The organism is Nocardia amikacinitolerans NBRC 108937 (assembly GCF_001612615.1).
In the GTDB taxonomy this organism is placed as follows: Bacteria; Actinomycetota; Actinomycetes; order Mycobacteriales; family Mycobacteriaceae; genus Nocardia; species Nocardia amikacinitolerans.
Map to the genome: position 1 here is coordinate 117,171 of NZ_BDAU01000011.1, position 23,698 is coordinate 140,868.

Genomic DNA, 23,698 nt, shown 5'->3' on the forward strand with positions numbered 1-23,698 from the left:
CCCTTCTTCCACCGCGAGGGAGACTTCGATGCTCAAAGTCATAGCCCGGCGCTGCGGTGCGGCCGTCCTCGTGCTGCTCGCGCTCGTTGCGGTGGTGTTCGTGCTGCGGCAAGTCTCTCCAGTCGATCCGGCTCGAGCGTTCGTCGGCGACAGGGCGTCCGCCGAGGTCGTCGAGCGAGCACGGCACGACCTCGGCCTCGATCGGCCGCTGCCGGTGCAGTATGTCGACTACGTCGAGAAGGCGGCCACCGGCGACTTCGGACAGTCCGCGGTGACTCGCCGCCCGGTCAGCTCCGATATCGCCGACTTCCTGCCCGCTACAGCGGAACTGGTCATCTGTGGATTCGTGCTGGCCGTACTGCTCGGCTTGCTGCTCGGAGCGGCGACAGCACTGCGGTGGCCGGGCTCGGGCGCCCTGCGATTCGTGCTGATCGGCGGATCATCGATGCCGATATTCCTCGCGGCATTGCTCGGAATCCTGTTGTTCTACAAAGAACTCGGGGTTCTGCCCGCTCGCGGACGCAGCTCCTACGGTGACGCGCCCAACGGACCGACCGGGTTCTTGCTCGTCGACTCGCTGCTCGCGGGGCGACCAAGCGTATTCATTGATGCCGTCGAGCACTTGATTCTTCCCGTCGTGTGCTTGTCCATGGTGCCCGCGGTCGCCATCGGCCGTGCGCTCCGTAGCAGCCTGCAGCACACGCTTCGCTCGGATTTCGTTCGCACTGCCCGCGTCAAAGGCATGACCGAGCTACGGGTCGTCGTCAAACACGCGCTGCGGAATTCGGTGAACTCGACTCTGTCGATCGCGGGTATGCAGGTTGCCGCCATGTTCGGCGCCGATATTCTGCTGGAACTGATCTTCGCCTGGCCCGGCATCGGCCTCTACACCGCGCAAGCCATCAAAGCCGGCGACTACACCACCATCGCCGGGATCACCCTGACACTCGGCGCGATCTACGTCCTGACGAACTTCCTCGTCGACCTCGGCCAAGCACTCGCCGACCCCAGGACCCCTGATGATTGACGGGCGCTCACCATGACGCCGCGGGTCGGGTCGCCATCACCGCCGACGCGAACGTGCTCGATTCCGCGGTGTCTGCGCCTCGCCGCTGGCCGGCGATACGCTGGCGGTGTCGGAAGGTGAGCGCATGGTGCCCGGTGACCGTGCCCGGTGGTTCGCGGACGACTGATGGTCGACGAGGATCCGCTGCGGACCAGTCGCGATGTGAATATGCCCGTCGCGGTGGAATTGAGCGCGTCCGGTTTCGAGGATGCCGAGGAGATCGGGCACGGCGGTTTCGGTGTCGTGTTTCGGTGCACGCAGGCGGAGCTGGATCGCACGGTGGCGGTGAAGGTGCTGACCGGGGAGCTGGACGCCGAGAATCGGGCGCGGTTCTTCCGTGAGCAGAAGGCGATGGGCCGGTTGACCGGGCATCCGAACATCGTGACGGTGTTGCAGGTGGGGGAGACCGCGAGTGGGCGGCCGTATCTGGTGATGCCGTATCACCCGTTGGATTCGCTGGACGCGTGGATTCGTCGGGAAGGACCGTTGTCGATCGAGCAGGCGTTGGCGCTGGGTGTCAAGATCGCGGGTGCGCTGGAGAGCGCGCATCGGTTGGGGATCCTGCATCGGGATGTGAAGCCGGGCAATATTCTGCTGACCGAGTACGGGGAGCCGGCGTTGACCGACTTCGGCATCGCCCGCATTGCCGGGGGGTTCCACACCGCCACGGGAGTGGTGACCGCATCGCCCGCGTTCACCGCGCCCGAGGTTCTGGCGGGGGAGGCCGCGACACCTGCCGCGGATGTGTATGGGCTCGGCGCGACGCTGTTCTCGGCGTTGACGGGGCACGCGGCGTTCGAGCGGCGCAGTGGTGAGCAGGTGGTGGCGCAGTTCTTGCGGATCACCAGCCAACCGGTACCGGACCTGCGGGAGGGTGGCATTCCGGAGGATGTGGCGGCGGTGGTGGAGTTGGCGATGAGCCGGGATCCGCAGGCGCGACCGTCGGCGCAGGGGTTGGGCGAGGCGCTGCGGCAGGTGCAGCGCGACCACGGATACCGGGTCGGCGAGATGGCCCTGCGTGGGCAACCGATCGCCGCGCACGAGCCACGCGCCGAGACGTCGCCGAAGCTGGAATCGGCCCCACCGCAACGGGTTCGGGGCCGCGGCAGCACCGGCGAGCTGCCGCTCGAGCTGACCAGCTTCATCGACCGCCGCACCGAGATGGCCGAGCTCGAGAGCCTATTGTCGGTGTCGCGGCTGGTGACGCTGGCGGGGATCGGTGGCGTCGGTAAGACACGGCTGGCGTTGCGAGCAGCGTCGACCGTACGACGCGAGTTCGCCGACGGTGTCTTTCTGATCGAGCTCGCCGACGTGACCGATCCGGTGTTGCTGATCGATGTGGTGGCGGGCGGTCTCGGCTTGCGGGACGACGCGGCGCGGCCGATGCGGGAAGTTCTTGTCGAATTCCTGTGTTCGCGGGAAGCGCTCCTGGTTCTGGACAACGGCGAGCAGGTCGTGGACGCCTTGGCGGATTTGGTCGAAAGCCTGTTGCAGACGTGCGCGAGCCTGCGAGTCCTGGTAACCACGCGGGAGCCGCTGGACATCGCAGGGGAAGCGGTGCTGCGGGTGCCGCCGCTGACCGTTCCGAGCCACGACGGTGCGCCGACGCTGCGGGGACTGCCTCGATACGACGCGGTGACGTTGTTCGCCGAGCGTGCCGCGGCGGTGGTGCCCGGTTTCGAGATCACCGAGAAGAACATGGCCGCGGTGGCCGGGATCTGCGCCCGGCTGGATGGGTTGCCGCTGGCGATCGAGCTCGCCGCGGCGCGGATACGCACGATGTCGCCCGAGCAGATCATGGCGCGGCTGACCGACCGCTACGCGCTGCTGACCCGTGGCAGCCGCAGTGCGCCGCAGCGGCAGCAGACGCTGCGGTGGTGCATCGACTGGAGTTACCAGTTGTGCACGCCGGTCGAGCAACGACTGTGGGCTCGGTTGTCCGTGTTCGCCGGCGGCTTCGACATCGACGCGGTCGAGCCGGTCTGCGGCGCGGAGTTGGGCGAGGAGAGTGTCCTGGACGCACTGTCTTCGCTGGTCGACAAGTCGATTGTGCTCCGCCAGGAGCTCGACGGTGCCGTGCGGTTCCGACTGTTGGAGACGGTGCGCGACTACGGGCGTGAGCAGCTGCGCGAGGTCGGCGAAGACCGGGATCTGCGTCGGCGGCACCGCGACTGGTACCAGCGGCTGGCGCTGGACGCCGAAGCCGGGTGGATCAGCGAACGGCAACCCGACTGGCTGGCTCGGCTCGAACGCGAGCAACTGAACCTGCGCGAAGCACTCGAATTCTGCCTGTCCGACGACAGCCCCGAGTCGGGCGAGGCCGGTCTGCGCACGGTCACCGCTTTGTGGCTGTTCTGGAGCTTTCGAGGTCTGTACGGAGAAGGTCGACGGTGGATCGAGCGCGTCCTCGCCCACCCCGGCGCGCGCTCGCTCCCCGACCGGATCCGGGTGGTGAATGTCGGCACCGTGATGGCCGCGGAGCAACAGGACTTTCAGACGGCGGAGGCATTGCTGGAGCAGGCTCGCGCGCTCGCCGAACGCGACCCTGCTCCACTGCATCGGGCTCTCGTCGCCTCCGCCGATGGCGTCCTATCGCTGTATCGAGGCGAGCCCGCTCGCGCGGTCTCCTGTTTCGAAGGTGCGGTCGAGGTGTTCGGTTCGGACCCCAGCGGACATCTCCATGTCGCGACGTTGATGACGCTCGGCTGGGCGCACGCGGCTCGCGGAGATACCCGGAAAGCGATCGAGAACCTCGAGCAGGTCCTGTCCATCACCGAGTCGAGCGGCGAATCGTTGTTCCGGTCGACCACGCTGTGGGGATTGGGAATCTGCGCATGGCAGCAGGGCGAAAGGTCTCGCGCGCAGGACCTACTGCATCAATCGCTGCGGGTGAACCGGTCTGTCCGCAGCCCGGTCGTCGCGGTCCTCGATCTCGAGGGAATGGCCTGGATCATCGCCGAGGAGAACGCTGAGCGGGCGGCGGTTCTGATGGGTGCCGCGGAAAGTCTGTCACGGTCGAGCTCAGGGTCTTCGATCCTCTTCCCACAACTGTCCCTGTCGCACGACGAGTGCGACAGCGTGGTGCGTCGCGCGCTCGGCGAGCGAAGATTCGACGTGGCCTTCCGGCGTGGGCGGGCCATGACGATGAATGTCGCGGTCGCCTACGCACTCGGCGAGCAGCAACGCGAGGGGACGCCCACGACGGGCGATGCCGGGGAGTTGACCAAACGCGAACGGCAGGTCGCGGAACTGGTCGCCCGAGGACTCACCAATAAACAGATCGCCACCACCTTGGTGATCTCCAGGCGCACCGCAGAAGGCCATGTCGAACACATCCTGACCAAGCTCGGTTTCACCTCCCGCGCCCAGATCGCGGCCTGGTTCGCGGACCGGGCCCATCAGGGGGTTTCCTGAGCCGGGGCTACCCGGAGTTCGAGCGCGGTTCCGCGTTCGGAACGCGGTCTCGATGGCATGCCCAGCGCACTTGGCCTGGTACGGCGGATGGCTCCGTGCGGTCGTGGCGATGCCCTTGGGTCTGCGGGATCGGTGGGAGTTATCGGCGGAGAGCGTGTTTCGGAGTGAACCATGTACTTGTCGTCGCGAACCTGGGACGGATGGCGATCGCGCTCGTGCCGCGCCGGATGCGAGTAGCTCCGGGCGCGGTTCAGGCCGCGGCCAACGGCCCGAGCACCCGATGTCGCGTAGCTGGTGCCGACAACTGCGGCCGGGTGAGCGTTCCCGATCCTGCCACACTCGGATGCAACTGACATCGAGTCCAATTTTGCGGGCGAATCTCCTGCTGATTCGCAGGGCGTTCAGGCGGAATCGGCCGCCGGGATGACCCGAGGGCTTGACCCGAGTGGACGTGTTCGATGCCGCAGCGCGCCATCGTATGTGAGGACATTCATGCCTCTGAACTGGATGTATGTGCCAGGCTCCGGTGTAGACAGGCGCTCGGCGCTCGAAACCGACCGATGCGTCGCTCGCTAAAAGTGTGATTGACATTACTTCGCAGCTACTCCACACTGTTCCCACCAAACTGAACTTGGTGTCAAGTTCTATTCCACTCGATCTCGATCAGTGGGACACATCTCGACCAGGAGTACGCGCATGACCGCACCACCACTGGAACCAGCCGGCCCCGGCCAAACCCCCCTCGCGCCAGCCGCGGAACGCGGGCGAGCGCATCGCAAACTCCTCGCCGCCGGTCTGATCGGCAGCTCCATCGAGTGGTACGACTTCTTCCTCTACGGGACTGCGGCTGCGCTGGTGTTTCCGCACGTGTTCTTCCCGGACAGCTCCGCGCTGATGGGCACGCTGCTGTCGTTCAGCACGTTCTGGGCGGGTTTCGTGGCCCGTCCGCTCGGCGGCGTGCTCGCCGGGCACTTCGGCGACAAGTACGGACGCAAGCCGGCCGTCGTCACCTGCCTGCTCGGCATGGGCTTGGCGACCTTTCTCATCGGCTGTCTGCCGAGCACGAGCGCGATCGGGATCGCGGCGCCGATTCTGTTGGTCGCCTTGCGATTCGTGCAGGGCATCGCCTGCGGTGGACAGTGGGGCGGCATCGTGTTGCTGCTCACCGAATCCGCGAGCCCGAAAAGACGAGGATTCGCTGGGACTTTCGGACAGATGGGTGTTCCACTCGGCGTAGTCCTCGGCAATCTGGTTTTCCTGGTCGCGACCTCAGCCCTCTCCGCTGAGGCGTTCCTGAGCTGGGGCTGGCGGGTGCCGTTCTGGTGCAGCGCACTGCTTTTCCCGGTTGTGCTCTACATCCAGACCAAAGTCGAGGACTCCCCCGAGTTCCTCGAACTTCAACAGGAAGTGGCCGAGAAGCGCCCCGCCCGGGTCGCCCAAGCCCCGCTGTCGGAGGCGGTCCGGCTGCACTGGCGCAAGATCTTGCTCGGCTGCGGCCTGCTCGCCGCCACCAATACCGCCTTCTACATCAGCATCGCCGGCGTGCTCAGCTACGGCACACACGAGCTCGGCATGAAGCGAAACGACATCTTGACCGTCTCGCTGGTCGCCTCCCTGTTCGGCTGCGCGGTGATTCTCTGGTCGGGCCATCGGTCCGACCGAGTGGGGCGCAGACCGCTCATCCTCGTCGGCGGAATCGGTCTCGCGGCCTGGGCCTTCCCGTATTTCTTGCTGGTCGACACCGGGAAACTGCCGATGTTCTTCATCGCCATCGCCGTCGGCACGATCTTGCAATCGTTGACCTATGGTCCGCTGGCGGCTTTCCTCGGCGAGTTGTTCGAACCTCGACTGCGCTACTCGGGCGCGTCCCTGGCCTATCAACTGGCCGCGATCACCGTCAGCGGCGGCACGCCGTTCATCATGACGGCGCTGATCGCCAATACGGGTGGAACCACGCTCGTCTCCGCGTATTTGGCGCTGATGGGCTTGGTCACCGTCTTCAGCGCCTGGCTACTGCGGGAAACCAATCCCGCCGAGGTCCGCGCGGATCCTGACGCCGTCCCCGGCGAACAGCTCTACGCCTGAACCAGTTCGGGTGCGAGGGCAGCGACAAGCCGACAGCTGTCGCCGAATCCGGCGCCCGCGTCATCGAATAGCGACCGCCAACCCATCGAGATAACGATCCGAGAGTAGAGATTCATGAAAGTTCGCAAGTCCGTCGCGTCCGCCGCGATCGGTGTCGCCGCTCTGACAGTGTGCGCAGGCACTGTCCACGCCGAGCCCCTGAGCGTGGACGTCGCACCCGGCGTCAACTACACCGCCTACCAGGACGGGAACACCGCGGTGATCACCGTCGACGCCGGCCAGTTGATCGTCGACAAGGGCAGGTTCCAGATTCGCGCCGACGACGGCACGGTACTCGCCGGCGTGCCACTCGAATTCAACGTCAACAACGTCGCCTTTCCCATCGACGTGCAGATCGACAAGCAGACCGCCCGCCTGACGCCGTCCCTCGATCCCGCTCGCGCCGAGGCGAAACCGGTGGCGCTGCCGTTCCAGGACCAGGCCCCGTGGAAGACGCCGTACGATCGCGAGGTCGCCGCGTTCTCCCGAATGGCGGCAACGATCACGGTCGCCGGTGTGGTGGGTGGTCTGGTCGGCGCGGTCGGCGCCGGAGTGATCGGCTGCCTCGTCGGCGGGGTCACGCTGGCCGCGGCGACCAGCCCGCTCGCGATGATGTTCGGCGCGGGTCCGGTCGTAGGCTGCCTCATCGGCGCGGGTGCGCTGGCGCCCGTCGGCGCCCTCACCGGCGCCCTCTTCGTCGGCGCCCCGGTCGCGACAGCAGCGGTGATCCAGTACTTCACCACGATCAACGAACCGTTCCCGGTGAAGTAGCGATCCGGCCCGCGCGGCGTTTCCGAGTGGTCCACGGTCGGCGACCGTGGACCACTCATCGGCCAACCGGCTCGCTCTTTCTGTCATCGGTCGGGAATCATTGGTCGAATCGACGCGGTAGAACTACTTGCCGCGATCACACCGGCGGCGCACGGTGGACGACACCGATGCCACGCACCCACAGGGTGGACAGGGTCGCCGCGGCCGCGTCGGCGTCGATATCGACATCGGCCTTGGCCCACTGATAACAGAATTCACGCACCATGCCGCACAGCGCCGTCGCCGCATAGTTGGCGTCGATGTCGAGAGCGGCCAGGCGGTTGTCCTGCAGCCGGATGATCATCTTTTCGGCCCGGTCGATGAACAGATCGATCTCGGCTTGACGAAGCTCCTCGATGTCGGGGTTGAGGCCGGCGACCTCGCCCCACATGAGCATCAGGCGTTGGTGATCACGGAAGGCGAGGACGTAGGCGCGCACCGCCGATTCGATCGCCTCGGCGGCGGTCCGGGGCTGAGTGCCGAGCCGCGAGCGCACCTTGGCGCGCATATCGGTGATGAGATTCAGCACCACCGCGTGGAATATCGCTTCCTTCGACTCGAAATAGACGTAGAAGGTCCCGTGCGCGACCCCGGCCTCCGCGACGATGTCGGCGACCCGGGTCTCCACATACCCGAGTCGTGCGAAGACGAGCTCGGCGACCTCGACCAATCTGGCCCGAGTTCGTTCACCCCGCGGCGTCAACGCCGGCGCTTGCTTACCACCCCTGGTGTTCACCGATTGCGACACACCACCATCGTCGCAAATCACGCCCCGCCGCAACGCCGACGGGCCCGGTGGCAACGACAAGGCCTACGTCCGATTCGGTCTCACGGCCCACAGTCTTCCACCGCGGCGTATGCCGAGCAGATCGCAGGTGTCGGCAACGACCTGCCCCGCCGGGCTCCGACTCTGTTCGAGGACAGGGCGGATACCACGAGCAAACCGCCTGAGAGGCAATAAGGTTTCGGACATGTCCTTCCGCGCAGGCGCTCCGAACTGGCGGGCACCGGAGCACCGCCGGTGGCTGGATGTGGGGGCGGTATGTCCGGCGATACGGCGGACGAATTCACGACACCGTGTAGTAGACCGGGGCGGGATGAACTAGCGTGTGGCGCTATGGAACTGGTCTACAACGTTGTGGTCGTCACGCACCTGCTCGGTATGGCCGCGGTGATCGGCGGGTACGCGGCCGGACAGCCCAAGGTGAACGAAGTGATGGTGTGGGGTGCGCGGGCGCAGATCGTCACCGGGATCGTGCTGGTCGGGATGGCCGAGTCGATCGGTTCGCTGGACAAAGACCTCGACATGGTGAAGATCGGCGTCAAGCTGGTCATCTCCGTGTTGGTCGCCGGGTTCGCCGAGGTGGCGCGCGCCGATGCCAAGCGGGGCAAGGATGTGCCGTGGATGACGCACGCGGCCGGTGGCCTGGGCATCGTGAACGTCTTCGTGGCCGTGCTCTGGAGCTGAGCGGGCAGGCGAAGGTCCGGGGCCGCGGTGGCCCCGGACCGTCTCACGACTCGAACAGGGTCTGCCCGAGATAGCCGCCGGGTTCCGGCACGCCGGGCGGGATCACGAACACCGACGATCCGATCGGCGTCGTCCAGACGTTCAGCGCGTCGAAATCCGCCAGCCGCTGCTGCACCGGCAGGTACTGGGCGTCGACGTCGCGCTGGTACGCGGCGAACAGCAGCCCCGAGTTGGAGGTCTGGCCCGGCGCGGGGGCGTCGTCGTAGTTGTAGCCGCGGCGCAGGAACCGTTCGCCGTCGTGGGTGTGGCGGGCGCGCGCGATGTGCGCCGACGGCGGGATCACCGGAATGCCGTGCGCGTCGACGGCCGCGAAATCCGGTTCGTCGAACTCGTGGCTTCCGGTGAGTGGCGCGCCGTTGCCGATTCTGCGCCCGACGGTGAGTTCCCTTCCCTCCGGGTCGATTTCGTCCCAGGTGTCCAGCGTCATGGCGATCCGGCGCAGCACCAGTGAAGTGCCGCCTGCGAGCCACGGCTGGGCGGCGCCGTCGTCCCAGACCAGCCGGTCGAAGTCGGGTGTCCCGGCGGGGATGTTGACCGTGCCGTCGACCTGGCCCATCAGGTTGCGCGGTGTCTGGCCGGGCGCCGCGTCGCGGAACCCGCGTTGCACCCAGCGCACGGTGAGCAGCGAGGTCACGCTGCGGCACAACACCCGCACCGCGTGCGCGACGGTGGTGGCCTCGTCGGCACAGATCTGCAGCAGCAGATCCCCGTCGCTCCAAGCCGGTTCCAGCCGGTCGATCACGAACGGCGGCAGCGGTCGCAGCCAGGCCGGCTTGCGGTGCTCGAGACCCGCGGCGGTGAACACCGCGGGCCCCAATCCGGCCGTCACCGTGAGCCGCGCCGGGCGGGCCGCCAGCTCGGGTTCGGTGTCGGCCAGCGCCGCGGCGCCCCGGGTGAGGCGGGCGGCGTCGCCGGTCCAGATCTTCATGATGCCCGCGATGTCGTCGCGGTCCAGCCCGGGGCGCAGATCGAATCCGACGAACGCGGCGTGCGTTTGCGGCACGGTCGCGATTCCGGCCTGGTGCGGGCCGTAGAACGGTTCGATCACCGGTGCGGTGTGCGCGCCGGTGTCGTAATCGGTCAGTGCGAGCGCCCCCGCCCCGAGCCCGACGGCGCCCGCCGCGGCGGCGCCTCCACCGAGGAGGCGCCTGCGGGTGAAGCCCCGGGTTCTGATCGGCTCAGGCACCGGGTGCGGGGGTCGGGGCGGGCGCGCCCGCGTGATGGTCGCCGTCGGGCACGTAGTTCTCCTGGTTGCCGGGGAAGTCACGCACCTGGGCGGTGAAGGTCATGGTCGAACCGTCGTCGAAGGACAGCGTGACCGGGGTTTCGGAGCCGGTGCGCAGCGGACCGTTCAATCCCATGAACATGATGTGGTCGGCGCCCGGTGCGAGCGCGAGGGAGCCGCCGGCGGGAACGACGAAACCGCCCTTCTTCGGGCGCATCGTTTTGGTGCCGGTCGCGTCGGCAACCACCTCGTGCAGCTCGACGCGTTCGGAGGCGGGACTGGTCGCGGAGACGACGGTGAGCGCCTTGTCGCCGGTGTTGGTCAGCTCGCCGAACGCGGCGGACATGCCGCTGTCGGCGGCCTTGATCCACTGGTCCTGGATGGTGATCGCGTCGGCGGCGCGCGCCGAGGCGGGCGTGCTGTCGTTGGACGAGCAGGCGACAAGCAGCAGAGGCGTGGCGGCGAGTGCGACGGCTCCGCGTATGACGCGAGAAGGTCGGGTGACGGGGAACATGGAGAAGCTCCGTTCGGATTTCGGGATATGTATGGGGGACCGCCACGATCCGTGGGCGCGTTCACACGCGGAACGGTGCCGTCTGTGTCCCGCTGAGGCTTCGCCTTGCCGCGCAGAGGATTGCAGACGAAGTGCGAACAACATGTGCGCCGAGGCGCAGCGCACTGCTCGCAGGCCGAACGACCGCGATTGCACGAATAGCGTGTCGCGCGTACGAGATTCACCGTCGTCTCTCAGAAAGTCCGCGGTGACGCGATGTCGGATATTCGGCAGGCGCGACGGCGAATCGCCCGGGGGCGGGCACCACGGCGGGTGCGGCAAACCGGTGACTCTCGGTGGCGGTATGGGTCGCTACCGGAAAGCCGGTGGTCCCCGCGTCCCGATGCCGGAACTGAGCAGCAGCCTTCGAGGGCCTGCGGCAGCGCGTGGTGCGATCCGGATGATCGGCGCCGACGCGGGTGCGGGCACGGGCCCCAGCACGCGCACGACATCCCGCACACTGGACGCTGCCTTCGCCAGCGCCGCCTCGGCGCTGCGAATCAGCAACGCCCCAACCGGAATCGCCGCGAGATGGGCCGCCAGCATCACCGAGGTCGCATGAGATCCATGGTGGTGGCCCGGAGACATGGTGAGCGCGGTATGCCCGACGGCTTGGCCGATCGCCAGCAACCCCATGAGTTCGACGAACCCGGTGCGCCGCCGTAGCGAGCCGACGAGCACGCCAACGGCCGCGCATGCCCCGATCAGCAGGGCGAGCGAAGGCCGTTCCGGCGAGACGACACCACCGCCGAGCGCGTGCGCGGCGATACCGACCGCCCCCGACGCCGATCCGACGAAAGCACCGCGCAGTCGCGCCGCTCCCTCCGCCGGTTTTCGCACCGGGCCATACTACCGCCGGTCGTAGTTCCCGGCCAGACGGCCCTCGTAGGCGGATTCACGCGCCCCGCAGGGAGTTGTGGCGCTCTTCTCAGGCGTTGGCGCCGTCCGGGCGGCGGACGAGCACCGGCAGTAACTCGGGTCGTTTCGGCTGAACGCCGGTTCCGGACGACCGGCCGCGCACCCGGCGGGCGACCCACGGGAGCATGTGCCGCGCCGTCCAGCTGAACTCGGTCGCTACGATCTCGGCCACGCTGTGCCGCACCGGTGGTAGCGGATCGCGCCAGCTCGCGTCCGCGCCGGGAAGGGTGAGGACGTCGGCGACGGCGCGGGCGACGAGGTCGTGGCCGAGCGGGCTCAGATGCAGGCGGTCGGCCGACCACACCAGCGGGTGGGTGGTGGCGGCGACGGGTTCGAAATCGACCAGGGTGAGGCCGTAACAACTTGCGAGGCGGCGCATTTCGGCGTTGAGCTCGCGCACCCGCGGCGACAGCGGTCGCACGAAGGGCGCGATGCCGCCGATGTCGGGATAGGTGAAGGTGATCACCCGGGCGCCGGTGGCGGTGAGCGCTTCGAACATGGCGTGCAGGTCGGCGAGCAGGGCGGCGCGGTCGAGGCGCGGACGGATGATGTCGTTCATGCCCGCCATCACGGTGACCAGATCGGGCCGCAACGCCACGGCGGGGGCGAGCTGTTCGGCGCGGATCTGGGCGGCGCGACGGCCGCGTATCGCGAGATTGGCGTAGCGCAGGGCCGGTGTGCCCGCGCCGAGAAGTGCTGCGAATCGGTCTGCCCAGCCGCGGTGTCCGCCGTTGCCGTCGGGGTCGCCGATGCCCTCGGTCTGGCTGTCGCCGATGGCGACGTAGCGGAGGTAGGAGGGGACGGATCCGGTGTCCACGTTCGGCTCCTGCGGGTTGGCGGCGACGCGCGCGCACCGGGCACCTCCGGCGCAGCAACATCCTACGAGCGCCGGGGTGATCGAGCCATTCGATCGAGCCGCCGCCGGTTCCGGATCAGAACGGCCGGAAGCCGGCGCCGGGCCCGCCCACCCGGTCGATATCGGCGAACACTGTGCCGATCTGGGTGGCCACCGCCGGATCGTGCACCGCGATCTGCGGATGCTGACAGGCCACATCGAAGACCGTCACCCCGAACGCCGTGACGCCCACGTGGCCGACGTTCATGCCGACCAGGCGATCGCCGACCGTGACCGGTCCACCGGAATCGCCCGGCTTCGAACAGACCTGGTTGCGGAACCACGACTCGTTCTGGTCCCACACCACACCGCACCCGTAACCGGAGGTGCGCCCGTTCTTGCAGACGATCGTGCCCGGCTGCGGCGGTGCGCCAACGCCGGCGATCGCCAGCGGTCCCACGCTGCGCAGCGGTGTGACCCGTTCGGGATCGAACACGATGACGGCGTAGTCGTCGACCGGGTCTACCAGGACGACAACACCGACCGGTCCCGCGGTCAGCGCGTGTTCGGCGTGCACGGGCATGCCGCGCATGGTGCAGTGGCCCGCCGTCAACCCGACGAGTCGCCCGGCGTTGTCGTAGCCGATCGTGGTCAGCGTGCACGCCGCGCGCTGCCCGATCACGATGCCCGAGCCGCCGCCGAGCACCGCAGGGGCGGCGGACGCGTGGCCTGGCGACACCATGCCCATGACCAGCGCGGCGATCGCGGTCAGCACCACCCGCACGAGAGCGGGTCCGGCCGTCGTGGCGGGCCGGCGACGTCGCGCCGTCGCGGGATTCATGAGCGTGGCCCTGCGGCGGCCGCGGGATGGATGTTGTGATGCAGGTGGAAGACGTTGCGCGGATCGTATTCCAGCTTGACCGCCGCCAGTCTCGCGTAGTTCTCCTTGCCGTAGCCCGCGATCACCCGGTCCGTTCCCTCGTTGCCGATGAAGTTCAGGTACACCGCTCCGATGCCGTAGGGCCGCATCGCGGCGATGGTGTCCTTGACCCAGGAGATGCCGTAGGCGTCGTCGGCCGGGTCTTCCCACAGTCCGAACGGGTGCACCACCCACGCGGCGTCGCGGTGGGGTTGCGGCCAGTCCCGCGCGCCCGCCGCGACGGCGCCGCCCCACGGCAGGAGCAGGCTCTGCGACGGCGTGGGGCAGGGCATGGTCATGCCCTGTTCGGCGAACCGTCGCACCGCTTCGTCCGGCAGGCCCGCGAGGTGTTCGCCGGACCAGTAGTTGCGCACACCCGGCGGATCGTCGAGCGCGCACTGGATGTCGCAGTAGGGCATCTCGGTGAGCAGCACGCCGTCCGGCCGCAGCGCGAACATCGGCGCGAGCACGTCGCGCAGCTCGGCCGCGGTGCCCGCGTAGACGGCGATGCAGACCGCCACCCGCTTGCCGTGGAGTTCGGCGGGCACGAAGTCCTCGGGCGGTCCGGTCAGATAGGCGACGGCTCCGCCGAGATCCTCGGTGACACCACCCTCGACGAGGTCGCGGTAGGCGGTGGCGACCTCGAGCCCACGCCCGGCCTCCCACAGCAGCAGCGCGAGCGCGGTGACCGGCAGCGGATGCAGCCGGAAGGTCAGCCGGGTGGCCACCCCGAAGTTCCCGCCGCCGCCGTGCAGCGCCCAGAACAGGTCGGGATGCTCGTCCTCGGCGGCTCGGATCTCGACTCCGTCGGCGGTGACGAGCTCGACCGAAAGCAGGCTGTCGCAAGCCAGTCCGAATTTGCGCTCGAACCATCCGGAGCCGCCGCCGAGGGTCAGCCCCGCCACGCCGGTGCTGGACACCCGCCCTCCGGTGGTGCCGAGCCCGTGCGGCTGGCAGGCGCGATCGAAATCCGCCCAGGTGGCGCCGCCCTCGACGACGGCGGTGCGCGCTTGGGCGTCGACGGTGACCGAGCGCATGCGGCGCAGGTCGACGACCAGTCCGCCTTCGGTGAGGCTCGCGCCCGCGACGCTGTGGCCGCCGCCGCGCACGGCCACCTCGAGACCCCTGCGGTCGGCGAAGGCCAGTGCCGCGCGCACGTCCTCGGCGCCGGTGCACTGGGCGATCACCGCGGGCCTGCGGTCGACCATCGCGTTGAAGATCGCCCGCGCCGCGTCGTAGCCGGGGTCCTCGGGCGTCAGCACCGACCCAGCGAACTGGGGCCGCAGGTCGTCCGCGGCAGCGTAGGGGGAGTGAGTGGTCATACCGCCTCCGTGGGACCGCTGTCGGCATCGTGTCGGCAAACTTTCAACCGCCCAGCCACGCTACGCGCGCGGATGTGCGGGTTGGCGCGGTTGCCGAGAGCGATGCCGAGATGCAATCCCGTCGTCGCGGTGGTGTTCGGCGCGGTCGCCGTGGCTGTGCGAGAAGTTTGCCAGTGAGGTCGGGCTGGCTGTTCCGCAGTGTGCGGAGCACGGTAAATGTCGATCTACCAACAGGTTTGGCGTCCGGGGCGGCGTCGACATCGCGTCTCGGAGTTATCCGGTGCGGGTGTGGCGATGTCGAGACTCGATACGGGCGTTCGTCGCGGCGGAGACACGGTTCGGTGACGACGTGGTCGCGTGGCCTCGGCCCGCGCTCGATGGTCATTCGGCCTTGAGCGTCGAACACATCGACGGCTCGCTCGGGGTGCGCCGGAGGTTACGCTGATGCTATGCAAACATAGCGATGTATGCATATGATCTCGCGTATGAAGTCGACAGCGAACACACACGAACACGGGCACTCGATTCTGGGCGAGCGCGGCGAGCTGATCTTCGCCCTCGCCGCCGGTGTCACCTATGCCGCGGGCATGGCGGCGGAGTATCTGTTCTCCGCGCCGCCGTGGGTGGCGATCGCGCTGTTCGCCGCGACCTACTTCTTCGGCGGCTTCTTCACGATCCGCACGGCCGTCGCGACGGTGCGGCGCGGCCGATTCGAGGTCGACTTCCTGATGCTGGTCGCGGCTCTCGGCGCGGCCGCGGTCGGCAAGTGGGCCGAGGGGTCGGTGCTGCTGTTCCTGTTCAGCCTCGGGCACGCGCTCGAGGAGTACGCGATGGGCCGCGCCAAGCGCTCCATCGAGGCGCTCGCGGAACTCGCGCCGGGCACCGCGCTGGTTCGCGGCGACGACGGCGCGGTGCGTGAGGTCGATGTCGAGGACCTCGCGATCGGCGATGTCGTCGTGGTGCTGCCCAATTCGCGGCTTGCGGCCGACGGCATCGTGGTCGACGGAGCGAGCAGCGTCGACGAATCCTCGGTGACCGGCGAGAGCATCCCGGTGGAGAAGAGCGCCCTGACCGGGGCGACCCTGGACCGCACGCCGGTGCCGGAAGCGCACCGGGTGTTCGCGGGCACGGTGAACGGCTCGGGCGCGATGGATGTCCTGGTGACCAGCCGCGCCGCGGACAGCATGCTGGCGCGCGTCATCACCATGGTTCGCGAGGCCGACACGCACAAGTCGCCCACCCAGCGCTTCATCGACCGCTTCCAGCTGTTCTACGTGCCCGCCGTGCTGGCGGCGGTCGTCGGTGTGCTCGCCTTCGGCGTGGTCGCGCTCGCCGAACCGTTCGCCGACAGCTTCTACCGCGCGATGGTCGTGCTCGTCGCGGCCAGCCCGTGCGCGCTGGCGATCGCGACGCCGAGCGCCGTGCTCGCGGGAGTGGCGCGAGCCGCGCAGGCGGGTGTGCTCGCCAAGGGCGGCGGGCCGCTGGAGACGCTGGGCCGGGTTCGTTCCATCGCCTTCGACAAGACCGGCACGCTCACCTGGGGCCTGCCTCGCGTCACCGACATCGTCGCGGTCCGTCCGGAATCGCGCGCGGAGCTGATCGCGACGCTGCACGCGGTCGAGTCCTACAGCGACCACCCGCTGGCCACCGCCATCACCCGCGACCTCGCACCGCTTGTGCCGGAAGGGTCGGCTCGTCATGCGACCGAGGTCAACTCGGTGACCGGGCGCGGCGTCACCGCCTTGGTGGACGGACATCCCACCGAGGTCGGCAACCTCACCATGTTCGGCGAGCTGGAGACCGACGGCGTTCCCGCCTCGATCGCGGACATCGTCGACGACCTGCACGCGCGCGGACGCACCACGATGATCGTCCGGCACGCGGGCGCCTACCTCGGTGTCGTTGGCGTGATGGACACCCCGCGCGGCGAGGCCGCGCCCGTCATCGCGCGGCTGCGCGCGCTCGGCATCGAGGACGTGGTGCTGATCTCCGGCGACCATCAGCGCGTCGCCGACGCCGTGGCCGCCGACATGGGCTTGGACGCCGCGCACGGCGGGCTGCTGCCGGAGGACAAGGTCACCATGATCGGGCGGCTCGGCGGTCGCGACGGCACCGCCATGGTCGGCGACGGCGTCAACGACGCGCCCGCGATGGTGAACTCCTCGGTCGGCATCGCCATGGGCGCGGGCGGGTCCGCGGTCGCGCTGGAGACCGCCGATGTCGCGTTGATGGTCGACGACATCGGCCGCCTGCCGTTCGCCGTGGCGCTGAGCAGGCGCACCGCCCGGATCATCCGGCAGAACCTGACCTTCGCGCTGCTGATCGTCGCGGTCCTGGTGCCCGCCACGCTGATCGGCCTGCCCATCGGCCCCGCGGTGTTCGTCCACGAGGGCTCCACCTTGCTCGTGGTGGCGAATGCCTTGCGGCTGCTGCGTTTCCGTCGCGGCGCGGAACACGAGGGCATCGTCCACGAGGCGCGGCCGGTGCGGAGTTAGCCCGACACGACGACCACCGTGCACACGGAATCTCCACAATTGCCGACGCTGCTCTCCACAGCGGGTGGTTAGGGTTCCGTGCATGGAGCTTCGGAATGGGGAGCGCGGCGGGGCGGCCAACGGGCAGGCGGCGCGGCGGATTCTGGTGGTCGACGACGAGGTCACCATCGCCGAATCCGTTGCCGCGCGGTTGCGGGCGGAGGGGTTCGCCGTCGAGCTTGCGCACGACGGGCCCGGCGCGGTGGCCGCCGTCGAGGCGAACGAGCCCGACCTGGTGGTGCTGGACGTGATGCTGCCCGGTTTCGACGGACTCGAGGTGTGCAGGCGCATCCAGGCCGGGCGCGGGGTGCCGGTGCTCATGCTCACCGCGCGCACCGACGAGACCGATCAGCTCGTCGGGCTCGGCGTCGGCGCGGACGACTACCTGACCAAGCCGTTCTCGCTGCGCGTGCTCGCGGCCCGGGTGCACGCGCTGCTGCGCCGGGTCGAGCGTGCCGCCGACCGGGAGGGCGCCGCGATCATCGTCGGCGATCTGCGCATCGATCTGGAACAGCATAGGGTCTGGCGCGGCGACACCGAAGCCAAACTGACGCCGCTGGAATTCGAGCTGCTCGCCCGGCTGGCACGGCGGCCGCGGGTGGTGCTGGCCAGGGAGCGTCTGCTCGAGGAGGTCTGGGATTGGGCCGACGCCGCGGGCACCCGTGCGGTCGACAGTCACGTGAAGGCGTTGCGGCGCAAGCTCGGCGCGGATCTGATTCGCACGGTGCACGGCGTTGGCTACGCGTTGGAGGCGCGATGACCACCGACGCGCGCACCAAGGACGCCACATCCTCTGGCTCGGAGCTCACGCGCCGATGCCGCGTGCTGGCCGACGCGGTGGCCGAGGCGCTGCCCAGGCCGTTGGATCCGGTGCGGTCGGTGAAACTCAAGCTGGCGATCCTGATGGTGGTCTCCGGTGGTCTCGCGTTCGGGTTCTTCCGTTTCCAGATCGGCTGGCTACCACCGCGAACCACCCTGACCGCTGTGCTGATCGCTCTGATCACCTCCCAGATCCTGGCGCACGGCATCACCAGGCCGCTGCGGGATATGACCGCGGCCGCCCAGCGCATGGCCCAGGGCGACTACACCCGCCGGGTGCGGGCGAGTTCGCGCGACGAGGTGGGACAGCTCGCCGAGGCGTTCAACCGGATGGCCGCCGACCTCGCCGCCGCCGACCGGCAGCGCCGCGACCTCATCGCCAACGTCTCGCACGAACTGCGCACCCCGATCACCGCGCTGCACGCCGTGCTGGAGAACCTGGTCGACGGTGTCTCCGAACCCGATCCGAGCACGCTGCGCACCGCGCTGGCCCAGACCGAACGGCTCGGACTGCTGGTCTCCGAACTGCTCGACCTGTCCAGCATCGAGGCGGGCGCCTTGGCGCTGGATCGCGAGAACGTGCCGGTCGCGCCGTTGCTCGCCGAGGTGGTCGCCGAGGCCGAGGTGATGGCGGCGGCGCTGGGCCGCGGCGTGCGATTCAGCACCGACGTCCGGCCCGACACCGCGTGCGTCGACGCCGACCGTGCACGTCTGCACCAAGTGCTGATCAACCTGCTCGACAACGCCGCGCGGCACGGCCCGGCGGGCGGCGAGGTGCGGATCACCGCCCGCGCCCAGCACGGCGAGCTCGTCATCGACGTCCAGGACGAGGGTCCCGGCATTCCCGCCGCCGAACGCGCGACCGTCTTCGATCGCTTCACCCGCGGCGGACGCACCAACGGCGGCGGCACCGGACTCGGCCTCGCCATCTCCCGCTGGCTGGTCGACCTGCATGGCGGCACCATCGCCGTGGCCGACCCCGGCTCCCGCATCCGCGTGGTCCTGCCCGCCCCCTGACGGGCCGGACCCGATCGACAACCCACACACCGCAACCCGGACTACCACAGCGTCCCGGGGCGATCACGCACACCCGAAATCGGAGGGGATCATGAGTAAAGAACCGACCGGACGGAACGATTCGATGTCCGAACCGCCGGACGCCACCGAAAGCGCCACCGACGGTGCCGCGCCGTCGACCGGGCTCGATACGGTGGCGAGCCAGGCGGCTTCCGGGAATCGGGAAGACTCCGATGGGGGAGCCCACGGGTCGGCCGCCGCCCTCCATACCAACACGACGACCCTCGCGTCCGCCGACGGAAGCGGCAAGACAGTGGACGCCGCGACGACGGGTTCGTCATCGAGTGAGGCCTCCGCGAAACGGAGTCCCGAATCGCCGGGTGCCGACGAATCCGCGAAGTCCTCGGAGCCCGTCCATGTCTCGTCGGATCTCGGCACGGTCTCGTCTGGTGCGGCCGAGCGGACCGCGGGGACGGAGTCCGACGCCGATCCCTCGGATGTTCCGGCAGACAGCAAGCCAGCGGCATCGCCGGCGACCCCGGCAGAGGGCGAGGCGACGGCCACGTCGGATGCCACAGCAGATGTGAAAGCGGCGGCACAGTCGGACGCGCCGACCGGCAGCGTCAAGGCAACGACATCGTCGGACGCTCCCGCTACCGGCAAGACGCCGACTTCCGCCGGCAAGGCCTCCGAACAGAACGCCGCATCTGCCGCCGACTCCGCGACGAAGCTCGTGAAGACCGCGGACACCACCGTGAAAGAATCCGACAGCCAGCCGAATTCGACCACAGGCGCACTCCCGCCGATGACTCCGGTAGCCGATCGATCCGGTCCGCCGGGTGCCCCGCCGATACCTAAGTGGCGCAGGGTCAGCTATCCGCCCGCGGTAGTGCCCGCCGCCGCGATCGCCGGAGTCTCGGCGGCGGTGCTGATTCCGTGGGATCGCCCCGGCATCGGCTGGGTGCTCGCCGCTGTGGTCGCCGCGGGCGCGGTGTTCGTCGTCGATCGACGGGCGCGCGGGGCCGTCGAGTCCACCGATCGCTCGATTCGCGCGCTGCTGCGGCGCAATCCGGTGCGGCTGTGGTGGACCGGGCTCGCGTTGGCGCTGCTGGCGGTGGGCGCGGTGCGGGCGGCGGGGTGGTTGTTCGTGCTGTGCGTCCTGGCTGCGGTCTTCGCTGGTTCGCTGGCCGTGGTTCCGCGCCGCTCGGTGCACGGCATCTGGTACGACGCGATCGCCGTGCCGCTGGAGGCGACCGCGGCGGTGCTGTGGGTGTCCGAGGGTGCGCGGCGGGCGCGTGACGCGCGGACGGTGCGCACCTGGCGGGCCGGTCTGTCGGTGGGCGCGACTGTCGCGCTGCTCGCGGTCTTCGCCCCGCTGCTCGGCAGTGCCGACGCCACCTTCGGCTCGATGTTGAACCGGTTGGTGCCGACCGTCGAGCCGGCGTCGCTCGTGCGGTGGACGCTGGTGTCCGGCCTGGTGGCGCTGGGCTGCTTCGGCGCGATGTACCTGCTGGCCGGTCCGCCGATGTCGGCGGATGCGATGCCGCGCGAGAAGGTTTCGGGTCGCACGGTGAGCCGGTGGGAGTGGGCGTTGCCGGTGGGTGCGTTGACGGCGCTGTTCGCCGCGTTCGTCGCGGCTCAGTTCGCGGCGCTGTTCGGTGGCGACGACTACGTGCAGAAGACCGCGGGCCTCACCTACGCGCAGTACGCGCGCAGCGGGTTCTGGCAGCTGTCCATCGTCACCATGCTGGCGCTGGCGGTGATCCTCACGGTGCTGCGGTTCGCCGATCAGGATTCGGCGCGCGACCGGACGTGGCTGCGCGCGCTGCTCGGCTCGGTGACCGCGCTGTCGCTCGTGCTCGTCGCCTCCGCGCTTGGTCGGATGTGGACCTATCAGCAGGCCTACGGTTTCACGGTGCTGCGCGTGCTGGTGGAGGCGTTCGAGCTGTGGCTCGGTCTGATGTACGTGCTCGTGCTCGCGGCGGTGCTCCGGTTGCGCCGTGCCTGGCTGCCGCGCGCCGCGCTCGGCACGGCGTTCGCGACGCTGCTGGTGCTCGCGCTCCTGAACCCGGAGCGCCTGGTCGCCGACCGCAACATCGACCGCTGGACGAACGGGAAGACGCTCGACACGGACTACCTGAGCACCCTCTCGCCCGACGTCGTCCCCGCACTCGACCGACTTCCGGAACCGTTGCGCGCCGAGATCCTCGAACCGATCCGGGACGACCTGCCCGAGGACACCTGGCAGAGCTGGAACCTCTCCCGCGCCTCCGCCCGCTGAACCCAGCGCCCGACATCGCCGACCGAGTCCGCACCCCAGCGACTTCGGTCTCGGCGCCTACTAGTGCCCGTCCACAAAAGTCGGCCAAGCAACCCCGACCGAAGGTCACCATTCATCGGCCCACCGTGCTGAAGGTCACCCTCGGTCGGTACGTAGGTCGGGTGAATGAAGGTCACGTCCAGTGGGTCTGGCGCGATGGCGGTGGCCTTCGGTCGGTTACCCCCGCCGCGACCCGATCGCGAGCCGCACCGCCTCGGCGGGATCGGCGGCGGTGAGCGTGGCCTGCAACGGCTCACCCGCGGCGTCGAGGATCTGCCAACCGCCGAGCGAGACGACCGGGATGTCGCCGCGGTGCCGCGCCAGCGCCAGTTCGGACAGCGTCCCCCAAGACCCGCCGATGACGATGACGGCGTCGGCGGAGCGCACCAGGATCGCGTTGCGCGCCTCACCCATGTTCGTGAACAGTACGGCGGAAAGTCCCTGGCAGGCGGCGTCGCGGTCGATGTCGGGCCGCACTCCGATCACCAGCCCGCCCGCCCGCGACGCGCCTTCGGCGACGGCGGCCATCACGCCGAAACCGCCGCCGCACAGCACGGTGACGCCCGCGGCGGCGAGCAGTCGTCCGACCTCGGTGGCGTTCGCGGCGTCGGCGCGGGTGCATGCGGTGGGCCCGCACACGGCGACCTGCTTGGCGTAGGTGCGTCGGGTCGTCAGCGCTGCCATATCGACAGTGTGCCGGGTCGGACGGTCAGCCGCGGGTTCCTCCGGCGAGTCGCGCGGCGGCGTCGTCGGGGAAGCCGAAGGTCATCTCGGTCTCGGCGCGCATCGCGGCGGTCCGGTCCATCGACCGGGCGTTGGCGTAGAGCGCCTTGTAGATGCGGTGCGAGCCGGGCGAATTCGCGGCGATGCGGTCGGCGAGGTCGGCGACGTACCTGTCGAGTTCGGCGTCGGGCACGCAGTGGTCGACCAGCCCGATGCCCGCGGCTTCGGCGGCGGGCAGCCTGCGGGCGGTGAAGCTGAGTTCCTTGGCCCTTGACATGCCGACCCGTTCGGGCAGCCGCACCGACATGCCCCACAGCGGAACCAGTCCCCACTGGCTGTGGGTGTCTCCGAGTTGGGCGGATTCCCCGGCCACCAGCAGGTCGCAACCGAGGGCCAGTTCCAGGCCGCCGGTGAAACAGTGCCCGTGGATCTTGGCGATGGTGGGCTTCGGCAAGTCCTCGAGCAGTCCGATGGTCTCGGCCTCGCGGAACCGGTGCGCGAGCGCGTCGCCCTCGGCGAGTGCGGCCAGATCGTGTCCGGCGCAGAAGGATCGGCCCGCTCCGGCTAGCACCACGACGCGCACGGCGTCGTCACCGGCCAGCGCTTCCAGGTGGGTGCGCAAGCGGTCGAAGGTGTCCGCGGTGAGGGCGTTGAGCTTCTCGGGCCGGTTCAGCGTCAGCGTGGCGATCGCGCCGTCGATCGAACACAGGACGAGCTCTGCACTCATCGGTCACCTCCGTGTCAGCGCACCGCCGTGCACGCCACGCCGGTGTCTTCGCACACTAACGGGCGCTGCCGGACTGTCGACGCCTAATCGTCGCGGCCCGATGCTTCGGCCTGCGCGGGAGCCGATTTCACGAACTTCAGCCCGATGACGCAGGCGATGATGCCGCCGAGGAAGGCGATCTTGCCCGCCGAGACGGTCTCGGCGCCGGTGACCATGGCGTACCCCACGGTGAGTGCCGCGCCGATGCCGATCCAGACGGCGTAGGCCACCCCGATCGGTATGCGCCGGGTGGCCAGCGCCAACCCGATCATGCTCGCCGCCAACGCTATACCGAAGACCGCCGTGGGCGCGGGCCGCGACAACCCGTCCGACATGCCGAGCGCGGTCGCCCACACGGCCTCGAACAGCGCGCTGACGATCAGGAGCACCCACGCCATCTCAACTCACCGCCTTCAGCCCGGCCACACAGGCGACCAGCCCGCACAGCAGCAGCGTCCGCGCCGAGCTCGCCCGCTCCTTACCGGTGAGCACCGCCCACACCGCGGTGAGCACCGCGCCGACACCGACCCACACCGCGTAGGCGGTGCCGGTGGGCAGGGTGCGCATGGCGTACGCCAGACCGAGCATGCTGACGACGAGCGCCGCCGCGAACACGAGGGTGGGAACGAGACGCCGGAAACCGCGGGATTCGGCGAGCGCCGTGGCCCATACGGCCTCCAACACCCCGGCGACGAGAAGAACGACCCAAGCCACGACCGACCTCCATGGTCAGTCTTGTCGCTGTCCGGGTACTGAGCCCTCGTCCGGAGGCCCGCCGCGGGCCTTGTCTCCGACGCTAGCACGC

General features: G+C 69.2%; 21 protein-coding genes and 1 riboswitch. Of the genes, 9 read left to right on the forward strand and 12 right to left on the reverse strand.

Features of this window, described 5'->3' with window-relative positions:
* Positions 1-28: 28 nt before the first annotated feature.
* The 4 genes from NAM01S_RS10705 to NAM01S_RS10720 all read left to right on the forward strand — a co-directional run bounded on the left by NAM01S_RS10705 (position 29) and on the right by NAM01S_RS10720 (position 7,375).
* Positions 29-1,027: an ABC transporter permease gene (locus NAM01S_RS10705; protein ID WP_067783224.1), complete on the forward strand. Its 999-nt coding sequence runs from the start codon at positions 29-31 to the stop codon at positions 1,025-1,027.
* Positions 1,028-1,192: 165 nt separating this feature from the next.
* Complete coding sequence (locus NAM01S_RS10710) at positions 1,193-4,480, forward strand: protein kinase domain-containing protein (RefSeq protein ID WP_067783903.1); 3,288 nt, start codon at positions 1,193-1,195, stop codon at positions 4,478-4,480.
* 696 nt (positions 4,481-5,176) lie between these two features.
* Positions 5,177-6,565, forward strand: a complete 1,389-nt coding sequence (locus NAM01S_RS10715) for an MFS transporter (protein ID WP_067783227.1) — start codon at positions 5,177-5,179, stop codon at positions 6,563-6,565.
* A gap of 114 nt (positions 6,566-6,679) precedes the next feature.
* Positions 6,680-7,375 carry a DUF8020 domain-containing protein gene (locus NAM01S_RS10720; protein ID WP_067783230.1) on the forward strand — a complete coding sequence of 232 codons (696 nt, stop codon included), beginning with the start codon at positions 6,680-6,682 and terminating at the stop codon, positions 7,373-7,375.
* Between the two features lie 136 nt (positions 7,376-7,511).
* Here NAM01S_RS10720 and NAM01S_RS10725 read toward each other — a convergent pair whose 3' ends face one another.
* The gene (locus NAM01S_RS10725) at positions 7,512-8,162 is read right to left on the reverse strand and encodes a TetR/AcrR family transcriptional regulator (RefSeq protein WP_218018377.1); all 651 of its coding nucleotides are present in this window, start codon (positions 8,160-8,162) and stop codon (positions 7,512-7,514) included.
* 369 nt (positions 8,163-8,531) lie between these two features.
* Here NAM01S_RS10725 and NAM01S_RS10730 point away from each other — a divergent pair, with 369 nt between their 5' ends.
* Positions 8,532-8,882 carry a hypothetical protein gene (locus NAM01S_RS10730; RefSeq protein WP_067783232.1) on the forward strand — a complete coding sequence of 117 codons (351 nt, stop codon included), beginning with the start codon at positions 8,532-8,534 and terminating at the stop codon, positions 8,880-8,882.
* A 43-nt stretch (positions 8,883-8,925) separates the two neighbouring features.
* Here the strand turns inward: NAM01S_RS10730 and NAM01S_RS10735 are convergent, their stop codons facing one another.
* From NAM01S_RS10735 to NAM01S_RS10760, 6 genes are all read right to left on the reverse strand, one after another.
* A complete protein-coding gene (locus tag NAM01S_RS10735; protein WP_084482807.1) occupies positions 8,926-10,128 on the reverse strand; it encodes a Dyp-type peroxidase in 1,203 nt (400 codons plus the stop codon).
* Positions 10,121-10,681, reverse strand: a complete 561-nt coding sequence (locus NAM01S_RS10740; RefSeq protein ID WP_067783235.1) for a copper chaperone PCu(A)C — start codon at positions 10,679-10,681, stop codon at positions 10,121-10,123. Before NAM01S_RS10740 ends, NAM01S_RS10735 begins: the two co-directional genes overlap by 8 nt.
* Before the next feature lie 351 nt (positions 10,682-11,032).
* Entirely contained in the window at positions 11,033-11,560 is a 528-nt protein-coding gene (locus tag NAM01S_RS10745) for a hypothetical protein (RefSeq protein ID WP_253798791.1), read from the reverse strand.
* An 88-nt stretch (positions 11,561-11,648) separates the two neighbouring features.
* On the reverse strand, positions 11,649-12,455 hold the full coding sequence (locus NAM01S_RS10750; RefSeq protein ID WP_067783239.1) for an SGNH/GDSL hydrolase family protein: 807 nt from the start codon (positions 12,453-12,455) through the stop codon (positions 11,649-11,651).
* A 115-nt stretch (positions 12,456-12,570) separates the two neighbouring features.
* Positions 12,571-13,314, reverse strand: coding sequence for a S1 family peptidase (locus NAM01S_RS10755; RefSeq protein WP_084482809.1), 744 nt, complete (start codon positions 13,312-13,314; stop codon positions 12,571-12,573).
* Positions 13,311-14,714 carry an FAD-binding oxidoreductase gene (locus tag NAM01S_RS10760; protein ID WP_067783241.1) on the reverse strand — a complete coding sequence of 468 codons (1,404 nt, stop codon included), beginning with the start codon at positions 14,712-14,714 and terminating at the stop codon, positions 13,311-13,313. The genes NAM01S_RS10755 and NAM01S_RS10760 overlap by 4 nt, the downstream gene beginning before the upstream one ends.
* 485 nt (positions 14,715-15,199) lie before the next feature.
* Here NAM01S_RS10760 and NAM01S_RS10765 point away from each other — a divergent pair, with 485 nt between their 5' ends.
* The 3 genes from NAM01S_RS10765 (at position 15,200) to NAM01S_RS10775 (ending at position 19,084) form a co-directional block, all read left to right on the forward strand.
* Positions 15,200-17,209: a heavy metal translocating P-type ATPase gene (locus NAM01S_RS10765; RefSeq protein WP_253798789.1), complete on the forward strand. Its 2,010-nt coding sequence runs from the start codon at positions 15,200-15,202 to the stop codon at positions 17,207-17,209.
* Between the two features lie 82 nt (positions 17,210-17,291).
* Positions 17,292-18,008: a response regulator gene (locus tag NAM01S_RS10770; protein WP_097244074.1), complete on the forward strand. Its 717-nt coding sequence runs from the start codon at positions 17,292-17,294 to the stop codon at positions 18,006-18,008.
* Between the two features lie 143 nt (positions 18,009-18,151).
* The gene (locus NAM01S_RS10775; protein ID WP_372508117.1) at positions 18,152-19,084 is read left to right on the forward strand and encodes a HAMP domain-containing sensor histidine kinase; all 933 of its coding nucleotides are present in this window, start codon (positions 18,152-18,154) and stop codon (positions 19,082-19,084) included.
* 63 nt (positions 19,085-19,147) lie between these two features.
* Here NAM01S_RS10775 and NAM01S_RS10780 read toward each other — a convergent pair whose 3' ends face one another.
* Positions 19,148-19,873 (reverse strand): hypothetical protein, encoded by a 726-nt coding sequence (locus tag NAM01S_RS10780; protein ID WP_084482813.1) that lies wholly within the window; start codon positions 19,871-19,873, stop codon positions 19,148-19,150.
* A gap of 16 nt (positions 19,874-19,889) precedes the next feature.
* Here NAM01S_RS10780 and NAM01S_RS10785 point away from each other — a divergent pair, with 16 nt between their 5' ends.
* Positions 19,890-21,365 carry a DUF4153 domain-containing protein gene (locus NAM01S_RS10785; RefSeq protein WP_084482815.1) on the forward strand — a complete coding sequence of 492 codons (1,476 nt, stop codon included), beginning with the start codon at positions 19,890-19,892 and terminating at the stop codon, positions 21,363-21,365.
* A 216-nt stretch (positions 21,366-21,581) separates the two neighbouring features.
* On the opposite strand, the gene NAM01S_RS10790 is transcribed toward NAM01S_RS10785, so the two are convergent.
* The 4 genes from NAM01S_RS10790 to NAM01S_RS10805 all read right to left on the reverse strand — a co-directional run bounded on the left by NAM01S_RS10790 (position 21,582) and on the right by NAM01S_RS10805 (position 23,607).
* Positions 21,582-22,088: an SLOG cluster 4 domain-containing protein gene (locus tag NAM01S_RS10790; protein WP_084482817.1), complete on the reverse strand. Its 507-nt coding sequence runs from the start codon at positions 22,086-22,088 to the stop codon at positions 21,582-21,584.
* 25 nt (positions 22,089-22,113) lie between these two features.
* Positions 22,114-22,854: an enoyl-CoA hydratase/isomerase family protein gene (locus NAM01S_RS10795; RefSeq protein ID WP_067783249.1), complete on the reverse strand. Its 741-nt coding sequence runs from the start codon at positions 22,852-22,854 to the stop codon at positions 22,114-22,116.
* Positions 22,855-22,937: 83 nt separating this feature from the next.
* The gene (locus NAM01S_RS10800; RefSeq protein WP_067783252.1) at positions 22,938-23,291 is read right to left on the reverse strand and encodes a DMT family transporter; all 354 of its coding nucleotides are present in this window, start codon (positions 23,289-23,291) and stop codon (positions 22,938-22,940) included.
* A gap of 1 nt (position 23,292) precedes the next feature.
* Entirely contained in the window at positions 23,293-23,607 is a 315-nt protein-coding gene (locus tag NAM01S_RS10805) for a DMT family transporter (protein ID WP_067783255.1), read from the reverse strand.
* Between the two features lie 10 nt (positions 23,608-23,617).
* A riboswitch (guanidine-III (ykkC-III) riboswitch) is annotated at positions 23,618-23,681 on the reverse strand.
* Between the last annotated feature and the right edge of the window lie 17 nt (positions 23,682-23,698).

What these genes read in the sequence shown, in the direction of transcription:
- NAM01S_RS10775 (WP_372508117.1), top strand. Translation starts at nt 18,152, where the DNA reads ATGGTGGTCTCCGGTGGTCTCGCGTTCGGGTTCTTCCGTTTCCAGATC.
- NAM01S_RS10720 (WP_067783230.1), top strand. Translation starts at nt 6,680, where the DNA reads ATGAAAGTTCGCAAGTCCGTCGCGTCCGCCGCGATCGGTGTCGCCGCT.
- NAM01S_RS10785 (WP_084482815.1), top strand. Translation starts at nt 19,890, where the DNA reads ATGACTCCGGTAGCCGATCGATCCGGTCCGCCGGGTGCCCCGCCGATA.
- NAM01S_RS10800 (WP_067783252.1), bottom strand. Translation starts at nt 23,291, where the DNA reads ATGGCGTGGGTGCTCCTGATCGTCAGCGCGCTGTTCGAGGCCGTGTGG.
- NAM01S_RS10740 (WP_067783235.1), bottom strand. Translation starts at nt 10,681, where the DNA reads ATGTTCCCCGTCACCCGACCTTCTCGCGTCATACGCGGAGCCGTCGCA.
- NAM01S_RS10790 (WP_084482817.1), bottom strand. Translation starts at nt 22,088, where the DNA reads ATGGCAGCGCTGACGACCCGACGCACCTACGCCAAGCAGGTCGCCGTG.
- NAM01S_RS10755 (WP_084482809.1), bottom strand. Translation starts at nt 13,314, where the DNA reads ATGAATCCCGCGACGGCGCGACGTCGCCGGCCCGCCACGACGGCCGGA.
- NAM01S_RS10795 (WP_067783249.1), bottom strand. Translation starts at nt 22,854, where the DNA reads ATGAGTGCAGAGCTCGTCCTGTGTTCGATCGACGGCGCGATCGCCACG.
- NAM01S_RS10715 (WP_067783227.1), top strand. Translation starts at nt 5,177, where the DNA reads ATGACCGCACCACCACTGGAACCAGCCGGCCCCGGCCAAACCCCCCTC.
- NAM01S_RS10765 (WP_253798789.1), top strand. Translation starts at nt 15,200, where the DNA reads ATGAAGTCGACAGCGAACACACACGAACACGGGCACTCGATTCTGGGC.
- NAM01S_RS10705 (WP_067783224.1), top strand. Translation starts at nt 29, where the DNA reads ATGCTCAAAGTCATAGCCCGGCGCTGCGGTGCGGCCGTCCTCGTGCTG.
- NAM01S_RS10710 (WP_067783903.1), top strand. Translation starts at nt 1,193, where the DNA reads ATGGTCGACGAGGATCCGCTGCGGACCAGTCGCGATGTGAATATGCCC.
- NAM01S_RS10770 (WP_097244074.1), top strand. Translation starts at nt 17,292, where the DNA reads ATGGAGCTTCGGAATGGGGAGCGCGGCGGGGCGGCCAACGGGCAGGCG.
- NAM01S_RS10760 (WP_067783241.1), bottom strand. Translation starts at nt 14,714, where the DNA reads ATGACCACTCACTCCCCCTACGCTGCCGCGGACGACCTGCGGCCCCAG.
- NAM01S_RS10730 (WP_067783232.1), top strand. Translation starts at nt 8,532, where the DNA reads ATGGAACTGGTCTACAACGTTGTGGTCGTCACGCACCTGCTCGGTATG.